Source organism: Paenibacillus sp. NN59, assembly GCF_057597225.1.
In genome coordinates this window covers 1,146,355-1,170,439 of the sequence record NZ_CP199678.1, presented here as the reverse complement: position 1 = coordinate 1,170,439, position 24,085 = coordinate 1,146,355, and the positions used below count along the sequence as shown (strand labels likewise).

Below are 24,085 nucleotides of genomic sequence, written 5' to 3'. Positions count from 1 at the left end.
AAACCAAGCATCACGGAAAAACGATACAAGGAGGATTGAAATGGTAACCAAAGTTATTTATTCATTTATATTATCTACTGTCATATTGTTTAGCATAGTTGGCTGTACAACAGAAACTAGCGCAACTCAAGAAATGGCTCAAACTTTAATGAAAGAGGACAAAAATAGTGATCTATTTTTAATCGAGTCGATTCTCTATAAAAAGGTCAAAACCGTTAACGAAACAGAATTTAAATCTGTAAACACTACTCCATACGGTCAAATATCTATGAACTATAAAAAAAATAAAAAGTTTCAATCCGGTATGGCTTCTGTGTTGCCTCCAGGCACAAAATTGTATCGTTCAATAGAACATCCTGAGTATGTATATTCCAGTAAAAAAAACGGATATACAATGTATCAGTCTGTTCCTGAAGGTTAGTCCAAATTTGTTGGATTTGTGGACCTTTGATCATGCAATGAAGTATGCACAATTGCACGTTGAATTCGTACAGTATAAAAAACGGCTCCTATCACAGATAGAAGCCGTACAATGCTTTGTTAAATCACTTCAAGCAATCCTTATGACACTACAAATTGTACGACAATTGGAGTACCATCATTTAATGCATCTCCACCGGGGATGGTAAGTGTAGTGGTGGTAACCGAGGATGTGTCTGCTGTTTGCATAAGGCCATTAATGTAGAGATTGTAGTAATTGAATGAGCCTGGAAAAGCTGTTGCGGCTGTACCTGCATCGTCGGTAAAAGTTGTCGCAGCGATTGCAAACGTTGCTCCGGTTCCTGTCCCATCCCCTATAGTCGCAGCGAATCTTAAACTGTTCTGAAATGGTGTAACAAGTGGCATGTTTCTCACCTCCTACCTGACATAGTATATGTAGTAGATTTGAGAGTAGTGCAGGCAGAGGGATGAGATGATATAACCATTTTCAATTATTTAGGATTACCGCTGTTAATTGAACGATCTCAATGATAACTGGTGTTTCAGCAAACAGGACACCGCTTTGCGATGGAATAAATAAATCATCTGCAGTTAACACATACGAATTGCCCGGTTGTACGATCCCATTAATATAAAGATTGTAGTAACTCGTCATGCCGATCCCTGCAAATTGAGATATACTGCCTCCCTCATCATTAACAAATTCACCAGCAGCAACCGTAACCGAGTTCGACAAATCCAAATCTGTGTCAGGGAAATAAAAGTAGCGATCTGATGTAGGAATGATCTGAATTCCAGGGACACTGCCCGGCGGGCCTTGCTCACCCGGAGGACCCGTTGCTCCTTGCACTCCGGGAGGCCCCTGCTCACCTGCGACACCTTGAGGACCAACTGGACCTTGCGCTCCCGGACTTCCCGGTTCGCCTTGTTCGCCGCGAGGACCAGCAAGTCCCTGCACTCCAGGGGGGCCCTGCTCACCTGCTACACCTTGTGGACCAACCAGACCTTGCGCTCCCGGACTTCCCCATTCGCCTTGTTCACCACGAGAACCAGCAGGTCCCTGCACTCCGGGAGGTCCCTGCTCACCTGCTACACCCGGAGGGCCAATCGGACCTTGGGCTCCCGAACTTCCCGGTTCGCCGCGAGGTCCAGCGACACCTTGCACTCCTGAACTGCCTGCTTCACCCTGCTCACCCCTTGGGCCTGCCAAGCCTTGGGAACCTTGTTGTGCGATCAGTCCCTGCGTTTCAGGAAAACTGACTGTTTTTATTTCCTCCATTTTAGCGGGGGTAAAATCCAAAGTGGGCTCAGGACAGGCGAGAGGAATATTTCTTCTTCCAGAGAATATGCTATTTCTGTATCTGCGGGATACTTTCTTTTGTCTCACGCGTTGCTTGCAAGCACATCTTTTTCTTCCCACAGCTTTACGTATCACATACCGTTTCTTACGTTTTCTCGGAATCTTGTTACAGCGTTTCGTTGAAGGATGTCTCTTTCTTACTGAGTGAAGAGTCGTTTTCACCTTGTTCGTATGCTTCAAATTCGCCACCCTCCTTAGGCCAGTAAACACAGTATATATGCCCTATACTATGTCTTCTGCACATGCGGAGAGTGTGCGAATAACTATGACCACAGCCCAATAAAAAAGAACTACAGCTTCTGCTATAGTCCTCCCTCTTACCTGTTACACCATTATTTTCTTAATCGTACCTGGGATTCAACGCATCTCTCCAAACGTCATCTTCCACGAAATCAACATTTTTCTCCTTAAAATAAGATCGTGTCTCTTGCTCCAGATCATTTAAGATTTGAGGCCAGTCCTTCTCTTCGATCACTGTCGTTTCAAAATCTCCGACGATATTCAACCACCGCTGATTTAACTCTTGGTACTGCTGTATTCTGGCTTTTAATTCAGCGGATACAAGATAATTGCTGATATCCAGCCTTTCGAATGTCATCTGCATCCGGCGAAGTGCCTGCGGCCATATGTCTCCTACTTCTATATGATTGATAAATAACGGCACAGGTTGAGCCAGCCAATTCGCTTCCTGACTTAAAGTGAGATTCATGAAGTTATATTTATCGATGATCTGCATTATATCTATTAGACCGTAATAGACTTGCCTTGCCTGCTCTCCGTCCTCAACCATCTCGTTTATGATTTTGCCATCCTCCAGTATGCGGTTAAAAATAAGATCATTCGTGATGATCGCACTTTTCATGTCAACGATATCTTGGCGGATATTCATAGTCAGGTACTGTTCATACATTCTTTTTTCTCTGTAGAAACTGTAGGTTAGAACAAGCAAGATCACAAACGCAAGGCAGCAACCGATCTTGAAAATCCGTTTTTTAAGGATCATAGCGAGATATTCTCCTTGGATTTTATAGTAAGAAGCACCTCTACGTTTATGTGGTAGAAGTGCCTTAAGTCTCTCATCGTTTTAGTTGTGAAATTTTATCTAGATGATTATCGGATCAATGTAACACCAACTGTTATTATATGAATCCTTTATCCTTTCAAGATCAGGTAAAGTGTAGAACCAATCTTCCTCAATCCATACTTTTGCATCAAAATACTCGTGTAAAAGAGCAAATAGGAATTGAAATAATAAATCCTCGTTACCATCGAAATCGTCAGAAACTATCGCTTTAAAATAATTTCTTTATTAGCGCTTCTTCTATAAATACAACGTATAGGCATTCAACACAAGAAGTCCCTCTTACATTTACATGGCAGAAGTGCCTTTAAATCTAACTTTAACGTTCCATAAAGTTCTCATATTTAATATGCTCAAGAAGCTCTCCATAATTCGTCTGAAGCATTTCAAGGTAAGTTATGTTGAACGTATATGTTCCTTCTGCATAAGAAAATATTTCCTCTCCGGATGTGTGGTAGAATATTCCACTTACATGGAGCGATTCTAGAATTGCAAATGAGATTTCGTACATCATTTTATAACAGACTTCATAATGTTGATTGTTTTTTAATTCGTAAGATATAGTCTGTTCATATATAAAATCCTCTTCTTGGAACATCGTTTCATAAGAAGCGGCTGGATGATTTGGCGGAAAATGATTATTATATAAAGTTATTTTCAAACCGTTGCCCAGATCAAACTCATCATTGTTTTCATTTTTTTTATAACTCACCTTAAGATTTTTACTTATTAATAGATTCTTCATCCGTAAGGCATCCTGTTTTCCGTTTAGTTTAAGTGAATACTCCATAGACTTGTCTCCCCTACTTTATGGATATACAGAAATTATCTTACCGTCCTTTTTTATTGCAATAACTTCTTCTAAACCTTCAATTTTCCAATCTCGGAATTGTTTCAGCAAAGAAGCGTCATCTCCAGCCCACTTTGACAAGTTAATTACCACATTCTTAGTTTGTTTTTTGGCTACGACTTTTTCTTCTACTTCACTCCAAATACCTCGGATACCTTTATTCTCAGTTGGTGAGTAGCAATCAAATATACGATCTTCAATTCGAAAATCTGGGTCTCTATTAATATCAATACCATCGCTTTCGCGAACTTTTGGGTTTTGTTCAATTTGATAACCATTTCTCGCTAATACATCAGCAGCATCATTTTCAAGTTCTAAGGACTGTTTAGTTGCCTTATCAGCATTATTGGGGATTCTTGTTCTGGTTCCATTTGGCACAGCTTCCGGATTAGGTAGTCCACTTGGCTTAATCACATCAGATTTTGCATTGTTTTTTTCATTTCCCGTCTCCTTCTTACCTCCCCCACCTCCACCCGATTCATGGCGTTCCTTCGGGTGTAAAGCCTTACCGAAGATAAAATAAGAGAGGGCCTGGCCGACCATCGCACCTTTAACATAACCTGACTCGTCTTCGTCGAGTTGCTTCTTCTTTTCATCGACAAACTGCTCGATATCAGACCTTGCCGTTCCGTTGCCCCAGGCCGCATCCCAAGCAAAGGCGAGTCCACGTCCAGCGTCAACTACCTTACCTAGAGTCATCGCATAAGCCAAACTGCCTAATGTGCTTAACGGATTATAGATGAGTGCTTCGGCTGTCTCGCCCAGACCTGTAACGGTGTCACCAATGGCTTTGTCCACTGCTCCAGTGAAAAAACTTGGTTTCAACTCATTGGGGATGTACAGAGCCACCTCACCTGTGCCGTCTGTCGTCCTGAAATTATTCGCAATGAAGGTAAACTCCTTCTGAATATTATCCAGCATGCCGAGTGTTGACGGGAAAACATGCTTGACCTCCATGAAATCCCAGAAGAACTTTTCTTGTGTAACCCCGGACCATTCGGATTGTAGCATATTAAGCGATTTATCCAGTTCACGAACCATTCGGTCCAAATCCAATTTACATTGCTGAACATAACGTGCCTTGGCATCCAATTCATCGGGGTGTACCTGAATCCGCAACATGCCGTTATCACCACCAAACCTGTTCATAGTATTTACACCTAAATTTTAACAAATGTAAATTCTCTTTGGAATTGAACAGAAGGATCATTCTCTCCCTGAAAGATTCAGTAATTAGGTAACTGCTCTACACAGCCAAGTTTGCGCATATACGTATATCCTATCTAATTTATTGTATTATTCCGGTTCATCCACGTGAAGATCAGGCCCCCAGCGGAGGAATCATTCCAATCATCATTTCAATCCATGATAATTAATCTCCACCACCGCCCGAGTCCCCGCCTCCGCCAGAATCTCCGCTGTCTGATCCGTGATGATGACCTCCCCCGCTGTAGCTATCCGTATTGACCGAAGTGTGATCGCTGCTTCCACCCGAATCAGGGAATATCGTGGCGAAGACATAATTGGTGCGATCAAACGGAAATTCTGCCGCAAACATCGCCCTGAATATGCCTCGCAGATGCAAAGCTAGCACCAATAGAGGTGTATGTTTTAATGTTGTTGATCCAGGTACACTGTTATCTGATGCAGGTTCACGATCCGCAAGGCGTCTGAGCTCCGGATCATGGTGTTGCTGTAACACAGACCAATCTGTTTTGCGTACACATCGTGATCCAATGCCCAGCACCAGAGCGGTCTGAATGATCTGTTCCAACACTTCTGGCGACTCACTCAGGCGCTCGACTGGAATGCCCTTTCTGTATCGTTTACGCCAGTGACGCATAGAGGCCTCCCAATCTCTCGCAGACGGAGCCACTTCTCTAGCAGGCAAGAACAGACGAACAAAAATAGACAGAAAAATCATACTGTACAGCGATGAAGTAAACGCTGAATTGCCGTTGATCGCCACAGTGAGGGTGATCATTAATCCTACACAAGCCGCTTGATAGAGCAAACGCACATGAATTTTCCGAATAACCAAGAACCAGATCACCATTGTAACTGCCAGACCTATCACGCCCGGCACAGACACACGCTCTACAAAACACACGATACCTGTCAGAAGCATCAGAATAGGAAACATGACATAGACAAGCAATCGCAAAAGCAACGGTGTTCGAATCAGCTGTCCCCAGTCTCTCGTCTCTACGACTTGTTTCTTCCACGACTGAACGCCTTCGCTCAGCGCCTTTTCTTTAAGCTGGTAGTACTTCATGGCTTCTCTCCGCTTACTTTCCCCTTCGCTTGGTCCAGCCAAAGCATCGAGTCTCAGCCGTTGTTTACCGAAACCATAGGTAGAGAATAGCCATTGCAGCAGACCCTGTTCATCCGGCGAACTGTTAGCAACCGAGGATTCCACACTGTACTCCAATGTTGTTGTGGGTCTAAGTTGAGGATTGCTTTCCCCCGGGTCATTCCGATATCGTCCTTTGGTCTTCACAACTCGCATCGACAATATGCCTTTACGAATTAACTGGAACATGGTCGCCTGCGTGTCCTTCAACTTCAGTTGCCCCTTGCTCCGCAAATAGGCCAGAAACAGTGGGTCTGCTTGCTCCACTTCTTCGTCTGTGAAAGATCCCTTGCTAAGGCGCGCCCTCACCCAGAGCAGTAACTGAACAACAATGATACCCAGAAGCACCCACATGATCCCTTCCATAAGCTGCTTCAACCATACCTCCTGCAAGATCGGGGCCAGCTGTCTCTGGACAAGAACCGAATGATAGAACTGAGACGAAGCTTGCCAATCTGTTAGTACATCTCTCATGTGATGACCCCTTTCATAGGAAAAATAAAAGTTTGACGATCTACCCTACTCTATATAAACCTGTTCATATCCCAAAAGAATCCCACCAGAGCACCCTTTTTTCATTGCTGCGCCTTTCAGTGTTCATTCTTAAACATTCATCATTCATGCTTCATGCTTCATGTTTCATAATTCTTAACTCTTCTCTTCCTCCTGCATGTTTGGAAGGTAGAAAGCATTTTGCTTCTCACAATCGGTTAAAACGTACACTGATTCTCCACGCTCAATTTTGGTCAGTTCCAATCCCTTGCAAGTATTCGTCATGATCTCTTCTCTGGAGCCATACTTATCTCTTGTGGCATCATAGGTGGATTGAAACAGCGTACCGTCATAGATTAGCTCATGGATGATGGGATCGCCTTCAATCGTATACATGGTGACCCGGACATGATCCGGTTGATTCTTTTTCACATTTTGCATAAAAGACTCCCACTTATCTCGGTTTCGCATCTCCCCCGAAAGAATGACAACATCTCCACTTTCTTCTGCTTGCTCCCCGTTATGCGGCTCGACGATGGCAGGAAAAGGACTTCTCTTCTCTACCGGATCGACAGTCTGCTGCGGATCATCCGGACTACATCCTGTTGCGAGTACAGCTGCCAAACATAACATAATAAAATATTTTCCCATTGCAATCACCTCATATGTACAACGTGACCAAGACTGGATAGGTTACATTTTTTGAAAATGAGTGTCCAAACTCTGCAACATCCCCTGCAACTTTTTTAGTGAAATCTCTTCAATTCGTGTAACCTTCATGCTAGTTCTTACGTCTATTTAACAGCACTTCCATTTTTACCATTATCCTTCCAAAAGAGGCGATCCTATGTATTCCGATAATCAAGCTAATCATGTAACAACAGAAAAAGCATCCTCTTCCTCGCTGGCCAATCCGGCCCGCAAGCAACAAAGTACATCCCTTCGCCACTTCGGTAAAATTCTGGTTTCAGCTGGTGTTGTCTCTACTTTGCTCATAGCTACGTTGCCTTCGGTGTCTACTACGTACGCAGCCAATGACCAGCAGGCTTTCACAGGGAGCGCTCCGGATCGAGCAGTCTCGGCCTTCTCTTCAGGCTCCTCTCCCGAATCCTCTGTAACTTCCAATACAGCTCAGGAGCTCCACTACACTCAAGTAGCAGGGGGGTACTATTACACGGTGGCGTTAAGAAGTGACGGTTCTGTCTGGACATGGGGACGAAACCTGTTAGGAGAGCTGGGAATCAGCGACACGGTGAGGTATCGCCATACATTCAGCCCTGTCCGTATTCCGCAGTTATCCACTGTCACCGCAATCTCTAACTCCGGTGGGGGATACAGTTTAGCTGTTCAAGCAGACGGAACCGTGTGGCAGTGGGGAGATGGCAGACCCCCCAGTCAAGTTCCTGGCATCACCGATGCTAGACATGTTACCGCAGGATCTTTCATGAGTGTAGCCCTCCTTCGGGATGGTACCGTTCAATCCTGGCAGACCCCACCTCAGAAGCTTCCTAACACGATGAACGAGGAGGCTGGGAAGAAGCCTACCCTGCACCGAATCAGCGGTTTGAAAAATGTCGTGCAAACCACGCTATCTGGTTACGATGGATATGCGCTAAAAAAAGACGGTTCTGTCTGGACATGGAAAGAAGCGGATAAAGCGGGCAGTCCCCCTTCCAAAGCAAAGCCAGTCAAAGGCCTCACCAATATCACGTTCATCACGAGTAAAGGCGGGCAACTGATGGCGCTCGATTCGAAAGGTAGAGTCTGGAGAATGGATGTGCAAGGAAAACGGATTCCATACCACCACGAACTTAAAGTGAAAACGTTGGATGCAAGCTCCAATTATGTACTTCTGGTGACTACAAAAGGCGAGGTATACAGCTTCGGAAACACCGTAACGGGCAAACAAGGGAAAATAAAGCAGTTATCAGATATCAAAGGTGTGTCTGCCGGGTACTACCATAGTCTTGCACTTTCCTCCGATGGAAACGTCTGGGGATGGGGTGGTGACAAATATCAGGAGGCAGGTGCGCCGGCCACATCTTCGGGAGGCATGGTGTACATCCCTGTTCAAGCTAAGTTAGGTACAGATATCTATGTGAACGGCAAGTTACTACAATCCGTATATCCTGCAGTAGAAACAAGCGAAACACTTCAACTTCCGATCAAAACGATTGCGTTAACACTTGGAGCAACATTTGAGGTGCATACCGCAGAAGGATTAATAAGTCACTATACATTAAAATATAACGATCGGATCATTACGATTAAACCCAATGAACTGCAATACACGGTATCCACCTTAAGTAAGCTTGACCCGCAGGAAGAACAGGTTATATCGCTACGTGAACCCATTGGTAACTACTCTGGAGCTACCACAGCACCTTATGACATGTTGCAGGGGCTTGGGCTGAACGTAACCTGGGATAGCAACACCGCCAAAGTAACGATTGATGAAGTGAAATAGGATAGGGGAATTCCTGCTCATTGGGCACATAAGTTAACACTTGTAAAACGCTTAGAAAGCTACGCATACACAAACTGAAAAAATCCTCCTGAAATCAGTGGCTGTTAGGAAGCAGTATCTAAGATTTCAGGAGGATTTTTGTAACTATTTATGCAAGAGACGGTTTCTGTTATATACTTTTATTTTTCTTACGTTTCCTTGTGCATGTGTACTTAGGTGTATGTTTGCTCTTCCTTATTTACTTCTCGAACCGGAACCAGCCAAAGTCAAATTGACTTCCGGGCAGAAAAATAAAAGTTACCTTTTGCTCCCCGTATACCGGTTCTAATTCAAATGTCCGTTCCTCGTACCCTTTGGATTGAGTAAACTCCACCAGTTGGTTATTCTGCCCGTCTGCACCCGAGAAGCGAATATGAATCGTATTTTTATCTATCGCTGAAGCGCCATAGATCACTAGTTTTGACGTACCTTCAGTTGTGAAATTCATCTGATCAAACTCCAGCGAAACGTTATTCCCGATGCCTGCCACACGGTCGTCCTCAATCGTGAACGTATCTCCGTACAGATGATCGCAAGACGCAGCTGCATTGGTTTCAAAAGCCCTGCTTTGGCGTTCAAACGAGAAGCCCTTAATATGAATCTTCTGTTTCAGCACAAAGCAGATCGACGTAATACCGCTGAGCCGTTTGGATAGACGGTACGTCTCCTCCTGGTATACATTCCATATCGATTCCTTGTCGTACACGACATCGGCAATCATCACACTGCCCTCTTCACCCGGCATGCCTTCCCAGATTTGAAGGAAATACGTTTCACTCGACAGCGCAAAAATGGGAATGGTGATCGTATCCGAGCCGTATGGGCCGAAGTCGATATTGCGGAAGCCCACATGAGTTTCGCTGTCCCTGCTGGTAGCTACGCCACGTTCATTACCGTTGCCCACATCACCTTTGGTACAGTCATACAGGCCACCTGAGATAAATCCATACGGATCTTTGTAGGCTGTACCCAAACCTTCTGCCTTGAACTCCAGTTGGGAGATGAGCTTGGGTTTGTCTGTACCATTGTTGCTGGTTGCACGCAGGCGGAACGCCCCGTCGCCCATAGCTGATACTCTGACCCTGTGCCTTTTCTCGTCTACGTCTATACTCTGTGAACCTGGCTCGTCGCCCATTCCAGAAGTAATCACTTCCACCTTGGCAATATTGGACACGATGCCAGCATCGTTTACAACAGACCATTGCACACCCCGATAGGAAGTATTCTCCGGGTACAGTTTGGCTGTAACCATCACTTCCGGGTTAGAGGCATCAAGGATCTGTCCTGATTCACTGATGATTTCAATTTTCCGCAAAGGGATCTCCTGAGCGTTGCCCGTCAGTACAGGATGCTCTTCATTTTTCATGAAGACAGGTTTCGCATCCGCTGTTATGGGTTCTCGCCCCTCATCCGCTACTATAGATTCGATTGTAGTTGTTGCTCCTTCTAATCCTTCCGAAGACACTTCGACCTGGATTGTTCCTGCCTCATTCGTCGATCCAATAATCGCCATCAGCTTACCACTGAAAAGTCTTCTACTAATACCTTTATACGGGTCATAGTCCGTGCTATCCCCGTTATCCAGACCGAGCAAACGTCCCGCACCGGACACCTTCACCTGCACACGATTATTGGCATTGTGCACCGGATGGCCTGATTCGTCTTCCACTGTAATCTCTACATAAACGAGGTCTTTTCCGTTAGCCTGCAACTCCTGTCGATCTGTCGACAGGCACACTTTCTTCGCATCGGTAAAAGAACGCTGTACATCGGTAGCAATCACCGTACCATGCTCATCGTATGCGATAGCTTTCAGCTCACCTTCTTCAAACGGCACTTTCCACCAGCCGGACAACTGGGTTCCATGAGCATGGTCGATATCATACGTGCCGATGGTTTCACCGTTGAGCTGCAGCTCAATTTTGGGTGCGTTGCTGCATACACGTACATCAATGATCTGACCAGGGCTAAAATCCCAGTAAGGGAAGATATGCACCATTGGACTTTTTTTATAATCCGTCCAGGCAGCTTGATAGATGTAATACGAGTCTTTCCGGAACGTGGCTGTGTCCAGCTGTCCAAAATACGAATTTTTCGTATGATACGGCGTCGGTTCGCCAATGTAATCGAATCCTGTCCAAAGGAATTGCCCCAAGGAAAACGGATGATCGCGCTCAGCGATGATGCAATACTCCGGCGATTTCGCTCCCCAGCTGGTCGTGCTGTTTCCAAGTGCCGAGCACTGCTCGTCATCATCGTCCAGAACAGGTTGTTCATATGGGAAGTGATAAATGCCCCGACTTTGCACAACTGAAGAGGTCTCACTACCATAGATAATCCAGTCCGGATGTTCGGCATGATGCTGGTCATAATATTTTTCCGCATAGTTATAGCCAGCGAGCTTCACGATATCCGCACATTTCTGGGCATTTTCCCAAGGCATGTAGTTCGAACCAATCGTCACCCGTGCGTTTCCTTTCGGATCAAATTCCTGCACATACTCCATCAGCATGCGCGTCACTTCCTGCCCACGCTCATCCGCATGGGTATCATAGATTTCGTTCCCGATGCTCCACATGATCAGACTGACGTGATTCCGATCACGTCTCACCCAACTTCTTACGTCGCCATGTGCCCACTCCTTGAAAAACCTGGCATAGTCATACGGCGTCTTCGCCCGTTCCCACATATCAAATGCTTCGGACACCACCAGCATGCCCATCTCATCAGCCAGTTCCATGAACTCTTTCGCCGGCATGTTATGCGCGGTTCGAATCGCGTTGACTCCCATCTTTTTCAGCAAAACAAACCTTCTTCTCAGCGCTGTCACATTAAACGCAGACCCTAATGCACCGAGATCATGGTGTTCGCAGACACCGTTCAATTTCATTTTGACAGCGTTGAGATAGAATCCTTCGCTGGCATCCAGTCTGACCTGTTTGAACCCGATCCGCTGTGGAACAGACTCGATAAGCTCCTCATGTTGCTCTCCCGAGATCAGACGTAGTTCTGTTACGAGATCATATAAATGGGGTTTATCCGGGCTCCATAAGTTGGGATTAAGGACGTTAAGCTGCTGGCTGTTTGTAAACTGAATTGGATGTTCATGTGCTTCAACACCTTCATCTATAGCGCTCGCCACCATCTCCGCCTGAGAGGATGCAATGACTTCACCGTTGTACAGAATCGTATGCACCAACTGCGCACGCTGATTCTGTTCCAGACACAGCTCTGTATCTACCTCCACCTTCCAGCCATCGGGTTGCTGCTCTATGGAAACATAGATGCCGTCCGTTACGATGTGATTGCGACTCCTCGTTTTCAGCCACACATTACGATAGATACCCGCCCCGGAATACCATCTGCTGTTCGGACTCTGATGCACAACTTTGACCAAAATTTCGTTAACCCCGTCCAACAACGCATTCGTAATTTCGTGCTCAAACGCAGAGTAACCATACTTCCACTCCCCAACAAACTGCCCATTCACATATATGGATGAATCCATGTATACCCCGTCGAAACACAGAATCACCTGTTGCTCATCCTTCGTATATTCAAACGTCTTGCGATACCACCCAATACTGTTCTCATATAAATCCAGCGTATTGTAGATCAGCCAATCGTGAGGGAGCTCAACCGCCTCGAAGGAAAGCTCAGTCAGATCAATAGGGTCAAACCGATCCGTTGGCTCATTGAGATTAGTTTGCTCAGTAGAATCCGCATCTTTAGTAAGATCAGTATCTGTATTAGACTCCGTCCGCTTTGTAACGCTTAAATCACTTTTGGCAAATTGCCATCCGTTATTAAAAAGTCTCTTCGCATTCATGCCATCTCTCACTCTCTTCTGGTTGAATAGTTTATTACGTTAAACAGCCTAATTCCGCTTTATAATCGAAAACCTTTTCGTGAAATGATAAAAAATACTTTTTGCTAGTTAACAATGCAACAATTATACCATTTCTCTCATCTTTGTAACGTAATTTAATCTAAATAATCAAACAAAAAGTGAACGTTTTCATAACTCGCCTTCATTCTTTACGTCGATCTTTTATCGCATGCTACCCTAATATAATCTCACGATCTACGACGAAAACAACATCAAAAAAAGGCAAAAAAAGAAGGCAACCCGCGCACGGGCCACCTCTAAATGGCTGATATCAGTTAAAATTCTGTTTTACACTCCCCGTATTATCTCTCTAATTAAGCCTCACTAACTTAAATCAATCCCCTTACCACCTGTCCCTTTTTCTAACGATCACCAGAGACGCTATTTGGGCAGAATCACACCGTTTTATTTTCTAACGATCACAGGGAACCCTATTTTGAGAAAAGGAAGCGAAAACAGGCGATAAACCTATGTTTTTTGCGAAATAAGCTCCCTGGTGATCGTTAGAATTCCAGAGGACCCTATATCACTCCAATAAGCTCATCTGAGATCGTTAGCGTTGTTAAGGTATCGGAGAAACACTCCCCACCCCATCCTATGCCTTGTAAAAAGGGTTCCACCCTTGGCCTTTGCCCGATGGCATCGCACCTGGCACACCGTCCGCCTCAAGCAGCGGACGGACAACTAACTTCACAGGCCACGCCTCGCTCTCGAAGATCACGCGCTCCAGCGTGGACCGATCCGTCTCGGGAAGCTGCACCTCGTGCAACGCTTCCCGCCAGGCTTGCTCCGTGATCTCCCAAAACTTCGTTTCCGGGATGTTGTACACTTCGCTCATCGCCTCCATGATCGCAGCCAGATTCACCTGCGTCCCAAGGGACTGCACATAAAAAACCAGCTTCTGGATCGTCTCATTATAGAGACTGTTCGAATAACCCGGACGAATATGATATCCCGGATCGGCAATTCCGTGCTTGTCCAGATACAGTTGATGCAAACGCACAGAGTCATGATCCCGGAATAATAGTCCCTTCACCTGATTATGCTCTAACACCAGACAGCAGTTCTGACCATGAATCTCCGGTACAACCCCCACCTTGAACAAACGCATCACGATATCATAGAATGTAGTCGCAATTCGATTGTAGAACTCCAGAACATCTTCTACACTCAGATTCCTGCCCATGATTTCGGTGAGCAGATGGTGCCCATCCAGATTTACGCCGAGTGCAGCCATCGGCACAATTTTGTAGGCATCATCCAGCAGTTCGGCGGGATAGACACGAATCTGTGCTGCCAGATGCCGCGGGTGATCGTCGAACAATCCCATGGACTCCGGCATGAAACCCCACCAGTTCTGTTCCTCACACATGTACACTTTCTCTTTCAATGTCTCGTCACAAGCCACTGCCTGCCTTAACATCTTCTCTCCCACAAGTCCATTCAGCAGCTTAACAACCGGAAGATATCGCGCGGCACCGAGCGACAGCACACTAACGGGCAACTTGAGCATAAGTGCAGACTCAGCCGTTTGAGCCATAGACCGCAGAGATGACGTAGCAAATACATCTCCGATCTGCACATCCAGCACCACAATGCTGCCTTCTACGATTTCTTTCGTAAATCGCGGCAAAATGATGTGTTCCAGCTGCCAAGGATGCACGGGCATAGGCAAGTACTCATCCAGCGACAAACCTCTGCGAGAGCATTCAGCCTGCACTTCCTCTCGCTGAGCATCATACAACATATCCAGAATCGACAAGCCGTCTTCACAACCCTGTTGCACAGCATCCCGCTTGATCGCTACCCAGCGCAGCCGGATTACTTTCCCGAACTCAGCTGCGTATGTCTTAACATCCTCGGCGCTGAATCCAATCTTTGCTTTGGAAGTCGGATGGAACGGGCGATCCCGGAGCGCAGCAATGCGCTCACTTTTCACAAACCATTCATATGCAGACTTCGGACGGTAAGCAGACAACGTCTGAACCTGATCCCAGCCAAGTTCGTACTGTTCTACAGCTAGGTCCAAACTTGCCAGAAAATCTGCCACACCCGGCTGCTTAAATTCATCTTCGGATAACGCCCGTTTCAACACCGCACGCCCCACGGCCGCCGGAGTACCCAGCATCGTCCAGCTTCCATCCGAATGTTGCTGATAGATCGGTGTTCCCTGAACCCACTGAATGCCTTGCCTTACTCCGTTTTCAACCAGACAAAGTACTCCTGCGGTATGCAAACCCAGACTGAAAGGCGGCGTAACAACGGACATATCCTGAGCACTAGCGTGATCCTCAGTAGAGTTACTCTCACTGAAATTATCCAGCGTAAAGTTATACTCATTGGAGTTATACCCACTCTTGTTCTGCTCATCGACAATGTGACCATGTACATGTTTCTTCGCGCTACCCTTTTCCCATTGAGCAAACCGCTGATATAACTGTCGAAGCTGTGCAGGTGCAGTAGCAAAATCAACAAAACGGTGACCTTGCAGTGGAAGTAACTGCTCAGCGAGCAGGCTATTCATCAGATCGGACATCACCTGCTGTTCAGCAGTTTGCCGACTGGAACGTTGCATTAACGTTGACATGTTCATCACCCTCCATCAAATAGTGGAATGCCGGGTGCGGATGCCCCAGAAAATCATGATGCGAGATCGTCCAGGCGTACGCACCGGATTTTTCGAACACAATCACATCGCCGACTCTTAAACAGTCAATCTCTGCATCGGAGTGCATCCGATCCTTCGGCGTACATAATTCACCTACAATATGGGCTCGCTCTCTCCGCACCTCGGGTCTTGTAAACTCATGCTTCCATCGATCCGTATATACAATGTGGAAGGGATGATTATGTCCCCATGACGCAGGCAGCCGATGATGATGTGTACCTCCCCTTAAAATGACAAACATCTGTCCGTGCGAACGTTTAATATCCGTTACCTCGGTTGCATAATAACCGTGATCTGCCACTAACAAGCGACCTGATTCAAAAAACAACTCTCCACCTCGGGTAGCCAGACGATTTCTAGCTTCACTCTGCTGCAAAAGCGTGGTAAACAACGACCAGTCAAAGCCCGGACTCCCGTCATATGTCACACCAAAGCCTCCGCCTGCATTGACCACGTCCACCTGCAAGTTATATTGCTGTTGCCAACGCTCCACCTTTTGCAAATATAGCTCGATCATCTCGGCATGCAGTCTGGCGTCCATATTGTTCGACAGGGAGTGGAAATGGAATCCGCATAACCGAACTGAACCCGCGCCTTCCACACGAATCAGTTCAATCGCTTCGTCCACCGAATCTTCATCAATACCAAAAGGACTAGGGCCACCGCCCATGACAATTTTGGTCTGTGGCAAGGTGTTACTTCGCAAGTTGATGCGGAGCAACACACGCACCTCGGGCTTCTGTTGCCCCCTCTCTTTGGCAATCGCAATGATACGGCGCAACTCCAGCAGGCTCTCTACATGGATATAACTCACGTTATGCTCGATCGCCAGCTTCAGCTCGCTCTCCTTCTTACCCGGGCCGCCAAACAGGATTGGAACTTCCTGGCTCACCGCCCGAACCTTGAGCAGCTCGCCAATAGATGCCACCTCGAAACCCTTCATCAATGGAAGTAGCGCTTCAATAATGCGTGGATCGGGATTGGCTTTGATAGCATAAAATAACTTCGTATTCCATGGCATCGTTTGCAACATACCGCGTACCTGCTCCTGAATACCTGCCAGATCGTAAATGTACGCACAGATCGGCTCATTCTTTTCGCGTTGAATCGCATCTAAGGCTTGCTGTACACTGGTTTTCATAACTGTCCACCTGCACTTCCATAGTCATTCCGCTTTTGGGCGTAGGCCCGAAATGCCGTATTCCGATCATCTCCAAGCACATAGATGTGCACACCACGCTCACGCCATACCGCCATATCTTCGATGCTTCTTGTGACTGTTGCATAAGGTACGCCGAATTGTTGCGCGTTCTCGTACAATACGCCTAATGCTTCTCTCACATCCGGGTGGTTGGTCTGCCAAGGCACACCAAGTGATTGTGATAAGTCCGCTGCACCTTCCAGCACAAAGCTCACCTGCGGATGAGATAAAATCTCCGAGCTCTGACGTACCCCTTTCACACTTTCAATCATCGGCACGATCATCACCTGCGAGTTGGCTTCCGTAATGTATTCCGTTAGCGGGAATTTACCGAATACACCTGGACGTCCGCTGTTCAGACTACGCATGCCCAATGGATGGTAATACGCATGATGTGCGGCTTCCTTCACTTGCGAGAGCGTCTCCACATGGGGAATCACGATGCCCTGTGCCCCGCAGTCGAGCACCCTCAAAATTTCCGTGCGCTCGACCTTAGCAATCCGCACAAGAGGTGTGATGCCCACCAGTTCGGCGGCTCTTATCATCTCTTCTACCGATTCTATCGACGTTGCCGTATGCTCCAGATCAATGATGACAAAATCATAATTGGCATGACCAATCATCTCGATGACGATCGGGTGCGGAATCGATACAAATAGGCCAAATACCTGCTGTTTGCAAGCAATCTTTTCCTGAAGTGTATTTTTCCTCATCGCTTTGTTGCCTTCTGTTCAAGCATATCCTTTGCCAACCGGAGTGGATTGTTTGTTTTGCGGAAATATAACTCCCCATCCCCATACAAACGCCGTTTCGTCATCTCTTCAATCAGGGCATCCTCTGCCAAAAGATCAAACATGTCAAACCGCTCGGCATACTCGGGATGCTGCTGCTGATAACCCATAATCACTCCGGCACACAGTTGCCAAAAGGCTTCTTCGGACAAACCGTATGGCTCCAGCGACAGCGCAATATCCGTCATGCAGATAAAAAAGAACGCATCGTACGTATAGTCACGTACCTCCGACACATCTCCGGCATAGATGAACGAATATCGATTGAATTTGCGATGAGTTTCCGGTTCAGGATGCAGCTTCGGTGCACGTTCCGGGTGTAGTAGCTGATCCGGGACATAACGAACGCCATCATGTAAATCTTTCAGGATGATGCGTTTCGGCAACTCATTTTCCAACACCAAAATGATATTCTGGGCATGGCATTCAAACGCAATTCCGTGCGCATACAAAAGATGGATAACAGGCAGTGTAAGTGTACGCACCAAGGCCTCTGCCCATGGCTGAACCCCATGTCGCTCGATCGCCTCCTGGATATAAGGAACCCCGTCTCGTTGCACCAGCATAAGAGCATTCAGTGGCCAAGCCGTCTCGCCCTCATTCAGGTGAACGGATACATTCTCCCGCCAGATCGCCCCCAGGGTGCCGTAAGCACGGCCGTACTGCGTAACAGGTAATTGTTCATAACGGAACGACAGACCCATGATTTCTTTTAAAATGGCAAACTGCTCCCGCTGTAACACTTCATCCTCGCGCACCAGTTGATCCAGCCAGTCACTAATCAGGGGGGCGTTTTGCGTCGTATGTTGGGCGAGGATACGTGTGCTAGATGTGTTCGTAATACTTAAAGCCAGCTTGATGTAAGGTGCTTCTGGATTTTCCCGATTAGAGAGGGAACGAATGGATTGTTGCGCACGATAGGCTGAGGCCGAAGCCCCCAGATATATGATGTCTCCATCCATTAGTTGTTTGGCAAATATGGATTCGATCGCGTGCTCCCACTGCCACGGATGAATCGGAATGAATACGTAAGCATCCATATGTAAGGAAGCCGTTTTGTCCGAAATCACCTGACGAAATTGCTGCAAATCTTCCTTGGTCAGATGCTGTTCCAGCAGTGCTGCCATTTCGTATCCATCGGATGTAGCCGCTTGAGCCAATTCTTTTCTCACCGCAACCCAAATGAGTGGAACGTCGGCATTGAACTCGGGGCCATAGGCTAGATTGTCTTTCAGCGAGAATCCTAACCTGGACTTGTAGCTTGGATGATACAGATGGCCATCAGTCATGTGACTTTCCAGCGCATCGTAGTGACGATCCCCTGCCGGAATGCGAAGAGGCAACAAAGCCCGGCACTGACTGTCTTTAGCCATCGTTTCTTGCAATTCCTGAACAAATGCCGTCAGTTTCGCACCCTGCAAACGATTCAGCACCATCTCTTCCAAAAACACATCCAGATCCGTGCAGACCACGCCTTCGCGCTTGATCGACCCGGCCTTCACCTTCACCCGTGCAAACGAAAACTTCTGCTCTGCGTCACACGAATACACCACGGATTCACCAGTTGCAGTAACACCGCAGGTCGACCACTCACTCCCGCTCACCTGACGATCCAAGATGTCTTCGAACCACATCGCTTCCAGCGCCTGGCGTATGATCCTTTCCTGAACTTCCACGTACACAGGGACTGCGTTGTCATTTGGCATTCTACGTCCTTTACCCGCTATGTTTGGTTGATGTGATTCATTTGATTGGGGTGATTCGTGTGATTCATTAGGTTCGTTTTGTTCGTTTTGTTCTTTTTTTCCGCTTCGTTCACTCGTGCTGTTAATCTTATTTGTTCCACTTGTTCCGCTTATTTCAGTTGTCTCTGTTTTTAACATTTCTGCTGGTTTACTTTCCTTCTTCTCTTCTGCCTCATTGCTGATTTCCACGAATCTCACGTGCTTCACTCCCTAAACGTTTCATGACGTTACCTACCGGCACATAAGCCGGAGTTTGACTAATGCCCGTGAGACAACTCACCAGATTTTGTTTGGCTAGAAAAGCGTCTGCCGTCAGCAAATGCTCTACATAAGCGTTACCTGTTCGTGCTAATTCTTTCTCAAGCATCTCACGTACCTGCATCCAGAAGTATTCCTCCGATACGTTCACATCCCGAGCCAATACATGAATTAACGAACCCAGATGGTTCACGATAAAATAATACGAGGTTCGCGCCCATGCCTTCTCACGCGAATAACGTAACAGCTCAGACACTTCTGAACTTAGAATCTCCCTTTGCTCATGCCGCTGCCATCCATCCACTAGCTGCTCATCTACACTGACCCCTTCCAGATCACGTACGATAAAAGCAACCGGCATGCCCTGCTCCAGCGTCACCAACGTATTCTGCAAATGGGCTTCAAAATGAATGCCTTTCTCTCCGGCCGCCCGCACAAGCGGCAACAGTGAACAGTCCAAGTATCGTGACAACCATTGCTCTACCTTGTCACGATCAACGACATCGGCATCATCCTGTCTACCACACAGCATGGTCACTAAGCGGGATGGTGCTCCTGGCAATGGCGACTCCACCAGACTGGACAATACATAGGTACTCGCAGCGTCGAACTCAATCGGACGATAAGCAACGGTGAATAATCGGGTAAGTTCTTCGTCCTCAAACTTACATGTCGCTACACCTGTCTCATATGCGATATGGGTACAAGGCTCCGCTTCGAAACAGCCCTGTTGCCACACATAATTGGACGCATCCAGTGTCCGCCGCATCTGCTCGGCACTATTGGTGCGAATCATATTCGTAATCTGCATATGCAGCGACAGCTTGATGTTGCAGTTCCAGTCCGGAATGTATACTGTACGTACGGAAGAAGTCGGATAGGCAAGAGGCCCTGCCTGGCCGAGCAACAATATCTTTTCTTCAACGATGTAGGACTGCACCTCGTCCAGACCGGAGATATACGCATACTGCCACGGATGGATTGGCACAATCCCATACATGGCCAGCTTTTCTTTGGAGACAGACCATTCATGGCTTCCCAGAAGCTGATGCAGATCCATTTTGTCCGCATGTTGTACCCATTCCTTTGTATACACATCCTGCCTTACGGCGATGTAACAGAGCTGAAAAGAGGTTCGAAGTTCTGGACTGTATCGCTGTACATCCGTGGCAGTGAAACCTCTGGAGTTTTTGGGAAAAGGATGAAACGGGTGACCGTACAGCAGGGATTGTTCAGAGGTAATATAGTCATATATCTCAAGATCGGACGCCTGCTCAATGTACAAGGTCATGTTAGCCACACTGTTCTCCACTTTTTGAGTAAATTCACGAACGCGTTCGGCTCCCCCACCTTGATCTCCACTAATTTCAGAAGCGATCCAGCGTACCAGATCCCGGCTATGCACGGCTTGTCCATTCCAGTTCATGCTGAGATATTCATGCTCCCCCATCGCCGAGTAGTAAGATAGCAACCCCATCACGCTTACACGGCTGGTTGGAAAAGCAATCGTATACGTCAGCGTATCCGGGTTAAGCTGCATATGTTCAGCTTTTTTCGGCCCAAGCTCACGGATATAACAGTTCAGCAGCAACTTGCAGGAATGCTCATCGGCCTGTTGCTCCGCCTTGGACCGGAGTTTGTTTTCCATTTTGAACAATGAAGCCAACCTTCTTTCGAGTTATAAGTAAGACTAGAGGTAACGTCAGCAGAATGGCACAACCAAGACCTACGCATATTTCTTTAACGGCTCCCCATTTCGCTAACTCAATCGATCTTCCATGTCCGGCGAGCCATTGCCAGCGCATATCGTAATACAGCGTCATGCCCATGACTGCAAACGATGAAGCCAGTCGTTCAATCGTTGTGGACAGCACCGATCCTTCATGCATGTCTTCCTCAGGTAACGCCTGCAGCCCAATTGCAGAAATGCTCATACCGGACAGTCCTACGCCAATGCCCCGGCACGCCATAAGCACCCCGATGATCCATATGGACGCCCCCATGGGCAGAAAGGCAAACGTCAGAATAGAGATCGATACCAGCAATGTGCCCCAAGCGATAAACTGAAGTGACCTCCCGCGATCCAGCAAGTTTCCTCCGATCCACATGAACAGACTCGTGGAGATCGAGAGCGGAATGAACAAGGCACCGGAAAGCGCCGGTGACAACTGAAATACCTCCTGAAAAAGCAGGGGAAGCGCAAAAATCACGCCAAACATGACACAATCCTGAATCGTAGAGATCAGAACCGTAAGAGGAAATACACCTTTTCTCCGCAGTAACGAATAACGGATCAGCGGTTCATCACGTTCATTCTCAACCTGGATAAAACGAATAAGAAGCACTAGGCCAAGCACAATCAGTGTCCATGATATCCATGGAGCTACTGCTGGGCTGGCGTACACCTGTACGCCCAGACTGAGTGCACCCACTGCGCCAACAAGCCGCATCACACTGGATGGATGCCACTTTTTCCTGCGAGCAGGTGTGTAGGCTTGAATCACTCGTCCACAGCCGATCAATGAAAAAACAGCCAAGGGTACATTCAACCAGAACAGCATCTCCAGCCTTCCATACTGAATGATAAATCCGCCAAGGGTCGGTCCAGCCGCAGGAGCTAGCATCAGCAGCAGTCCCCATGCACCCGTAATGCGTCCTCGAACCTCCGGGCCGTAGACATCGAACAGCAACACAAGGGATAAAGGAATCATCAGGCCAGCTGCCACACCATGCATGAACCTTACAAGTAGCAATACTTCAATATAGGAATGGAGCAATGCTCCGAGCACCGAAAATACTCCATAGATGCAAATACCGAGCATATACGTCTGCTTACGCCCCAGCCGATCTACGACCAGGGAAGCCAGCGGCATCGTTAATGTCATGGCGAGCATATACAGGGCAATGATCCAGCCCCCAGCCGTGGCGGAAATGTCATAATATTCGATAAAATACGGAAGCAGCAGGTTAAAGGCACTGTTGGTAAGCACAAGTGTGAAGGCTCCTAGTAGAATGGCGAGTAAAACCGCATGCCGCCGAAGCAGCGATACACTCAGCATAAAGCTGCCGTTAATGCAATGGCTTCCGATACCGATTGCTCAAAGATCGCGAGTACCTCGCCTGCTTCCTTCTCCGTAATATTCAGCGGCGGCAAGAAACGCACAACCGCAGAATGACGTCCGCCAACTTCCACAATGAGTCCATTACGGAAACATTGCTGCTGTATAGTGGACGCTAGTTCACCATGCTGTAGATAATGTCCAAGACGATCCTTACCCCCTTGCGGGTTAACCACTTCAACACCGATCATTAGCCCGCGGCCACGAACATCACCAATTTCGGCAAAACAGCTTTTCATCGCCTGTAACCTTGCCATGAACTGCTCACTACGCAGATGCACGTTCTGCATCACATTCTGCTCCCGAATATAACGGAGCGTGGCTAGACCTGCTGCCATGGCCAGCTGATTGCCACGAAATGTGCCCGTATGCGCACCGGGTTTCCACTGATCCAGCTCCTCCTTATAGATCACAACCGACATGGGAAGACTGCCACCTACGGCTTTTGAGCAAATAATGACATCAGGCACAATGCCCGCATGTTCAAACGAAAACATCCGCCCCGTACGTGCAATGCCGGTCTGCACTTCGTCAATAATGAGCGGAATATTTCGTTCCGCAGTGATTCGGCGTAACTCTTTCAGCCACTCAATATCTGCAGGAATCGCTCCACCCTCGCCCTGTACCGTTTCTACGATCACTCCGCACGGTGCAGCTATTCCGCTCTCGCAATCATCCAGTACATTCTCGATATACTGTGCACTTAATCGGGCAGTCATGCCTTCACCAACACCAAACGGACAACGATATTCATAGGGAAATGGCAAGAAATGCACATCCGGCAGGAGACTTTGCAGGTTTTCTTTTTTACTCAAATTGCCGCTCATGGACATCGTCGCTTGGGTTGAACCGTGATATCCACCTTGGAAAGCCAGAATGGACTTCCCGCCTGTAGCATGCTTCACCAGCTTAATTGCGGCTTCGACCGCATCCGCTCCCGTTGGGCCGCAGAACTGAATTTTGGATGTATTCCGCATCTCTTCGGGCAGTAAAGAGAATATCTCTTGCATAAACGAAAGCTTAAGTGGTGTGGCCAAATCGAGTGTATGTAATGGAATCTGCTGATCCAGAACATCCCGAATAGCGCCTACGACTGATTCATGGTTATGTCCAAGCGCGAGTGTGCCCGCACCTGCCAAACAATCGTAATACTCACGGCCTTCCGTATCCGTGATCTTGATGCCTTGAGCTTTGCTGATGACGAGCGGGAAATGCCGTGGGTACGCTCGTGCGTTGGACTCCTTCTCGTTCTGCAGCTTCAGGTATTCCGTCTGAACCTCTACTGACATAACTCTCTAACGCCCCTTATCATCGATTCAGGCCCAACTGCC

17 protein-coding genes are annotated in these 24,085 nt (G+C 47.2%); 2 read left to right on the top strand and 15 right to left on the bottom strand.

Features of this window, described 5'->3' with window-relative positions; genetic code table 11:
- Window positions 1–40 precede the first annotated feature (40 nt).
- Complete coding sequence (locus tag ACT89M_RS04990) at window positions 41–421, top strand: hypothetical protein (protein ID WP_487345020.1); 381 nt, start codon at window positions 41–43, stop codon at window positions 419–421.
- Between the two features lie 140 nt (window positions 422–561).
- Here ACT89M_RS04990 and ACT89M_RS04985 read toward each other — a convergent pair whose 3' ends face one another.
- From ACT89M_RS04985 to ACT89M_RS04955, 7 genes are all read right to left on the bottom strand, one after another.
- Window positions 562–846, bottom strand: a complete 285-nt coding sequence (locus ACT89M_RS04985; RefSeq protein ID WP_487345019.1) for a DUF4183 domain-containing protein — start codon at window positions 844–846, stop codon at window positions 562–564.
- An 82-nt stretch (window positions 847–928) separates the two neighbouring features.
- Window positions 929–1,741: a DUF4183 domain-containing protein gene (locus tag ACT89M_RS04980; RefSeq protein ID WP_487345018.1), complete on the bottom strand. Its 813-nt coding sequence runs from the start codon at window positions 1,739–1,741 to the stop codon at window positions 929–931.
- 400 nt (window positions 1,742–2,141) lie between these two features.
- Window positions 2,142–2,690: a hypothetical protein gene (locus tag ACT89M_RS04975; RefSeq protein WP_487345017.1), complete on the bottom strand. Its 549-nt coding sequence runs from the start codon at window positions 2,688–2,690 to the stop codon at window positions 2,142–2,144.
- A gap of 511 nt (window positions 2,691–3,201) precedes the next feature.
- Complete coding sequence (locus ACT89M_RS04970; protein WP_308722316.1) at window positions 3,202–3,672, bottom strand: hypothetical protein; 471 nt, start codon at window positions 3,670–3,672, stop codon at window positions 3,202–3,204.
- Window positions 3,673–3,690: 18 nt separating this feature from the next.
- Window positions 3,691–4,881, bottom strand: coding sequence for a WXG100 family type VII secretion target (locus ACT89M_RS04965; protein ID WP_487345016.1), 1,191 nt, complete (start codon window positions 4,879–4,881; stop codon window positions 3,691–3,693).
- Between the two features lie 223 nt (window positions 4,882–5,104).
- Complete coding sequence (locus ACT89M_RS04960) at window positions 5,105–6,559, bottom strand: DUF2207 family protein (protein ID WP_487345015.1); 1,455 nt, start codon at window positions 6,557–6,559, stop codon at window positions 5,105–5,107.
- 174 nt (window positions 6,560–6,733) lie between these two features.
- Window positions 6,734–7,228 carry a DUF4362 domain-containing protein gene (locus tag ACT89M_RS04955; RefSeq protein WP_487345014.1) on the bottom strand — a complete coding sequence of 165 codons (495 nt, stop codon included), beginning with the start codon at window positions 7,226–7,228 and terminating at the stop codon, window positions 6,734–6,736.
- A gap of 196 nt (window positions 7,229–7,424) precedes the next feature.
- On the opposite strand from ACT89M_RS04955, the gene ACT89M_RS04950 reads away from it, so the two are divergent.
- Window positions 7,425–9,044: a stalk domain-containing protein gene (locus ACT89M_RS04950; RefSeq protein WP_487345013.1), complete on the top strand. Its 1,620-nt coding sequence runs from the start codon at window positions 7,425–7,427 to the stop codon at window positions 9,042–9,044.
- A 238-nt stretch (window positions 9,045–9,282) separates the two neighbouring features.
- Here ACT89M_RS04950 and ACT89M_RS04945 read toward each other — a convergent pair whose 3' ends face one another.
- The 8 genes from ACT89M_RS04945 to ACT89M_RS04910 form a co-directional block, all read right to left on the bottom strand.
- Window positions 9,283–12,912, bottom strand: coding sequence for a glycoside hydrolase family 2 TIM barrel-domain containing protein (locus ACT89M_RS04945; protein ID WP_487345012.1), 3,630 nt, complete (start codon window positions 12,910–12,912; stop codon window positions 9,283–9,285).
- 655 nt (window positions 12,913–13,567) lie between these two features.
- The gene (locus tag ACT89M_RS04940) at window positions 13,568–15,559 is read right to left on the bottom strand and encodes an IucA/IucC family protein (RefSeq protein ID WP_487345011.1); all 1,992 of its coding nucleotides are present in this window, start codon (window positions 15,557–15,559) and stop codon (window positions 13,568–13,570) included.
- Window positions 15,519–16,781: a type III PLP-dependent enzyme gene (locus ACT89M_RS04935; RefSeq protein WP_487345010.1), complete on the bottom strand. Its 1,263-nt coding sequence runs from the start codon at window positions 16,779–16,781 to the stop codon at window positions 15,519–15,521. The genes ACT89M_RS04940 and ACT89M_RS04935 overlap by 41 nt, the downstream gene beginning before the upstream one ends.
- On the bottom strand, window positions 16,778–17,554 hold the full coding sequence (locus ACT89M_RS04930; protein ID WP_487345009.1) for an HpcH/HpaI aldolase family protein: 777 nt from the start codon (window positions 17,552–17,554) through the stop codon (window positions 16,778–16,780). The genes ACT89M_RS04935 and ACT89M_RS04930 overlap by 4 nt, the downstream gene beginning before the upstream one ends.
- Window positions 17,551–19,575, bottom strand: a complete 2,025-nt coding sequence (locus ACT89M_RS04925) for an IucA/IucC family protein (RefSeq protein WP_487345008.1) — start codon at window positions 19,573–19,575, stop codon at window positions 17,551–17,553. The genes ACT89M_RS04930 and ACT89M_RS04925 overlap by 4 nt, the downstream gene beginning before the upstream one ends.
- Window positions 19,550–21,283, bottom strand: coding sequence for an IucA/IucC family protein (locus ACT89M_RS04920; RefSeq protein ID WP_487345007.1), 1,734 nt, complete (start codon window positions 21,281–21,283; stop codon window positions 19,550–19,552). Before ACT89M_RS04920 ends, ACT89M_RS04925 begins: the two co-directional genes overlap by 26 nt.
- Window positions 21,240–22,694, bottom strand: coding sequence for an MFS transporter (locus ACT89M_RS04915; RefSeq protein WP_253496984.1), 1,455 nt, complete (start codon window positions 22,692–22,694; stop codon window positions 21,240–21,242). The genes ACT89M_RS04920 and ACT89M_RS04915 overlap by 44 nt, the downstream gene beginning before the upstream one ends.
- Window positions 22,688–24,043: a diaminobutyrate--2-oxoglutarate transaminase gene (locus ACT89M_RS04910; RefSeq protein WP_154891187.1), complete on the bottom strand. Its 1,356-nt coding sequence runs from the start codon at window positions 24,041–24,043 to the stop codon at window positions 22,688–22,690. The genes ACT89M_RS04915 and ACT89M_RS04910 overlap by 7 nt, the downstream gene beginning before the upstream one ends.
- Window positions 24,044–24,085: the final 42 nt, after the last annotated feature.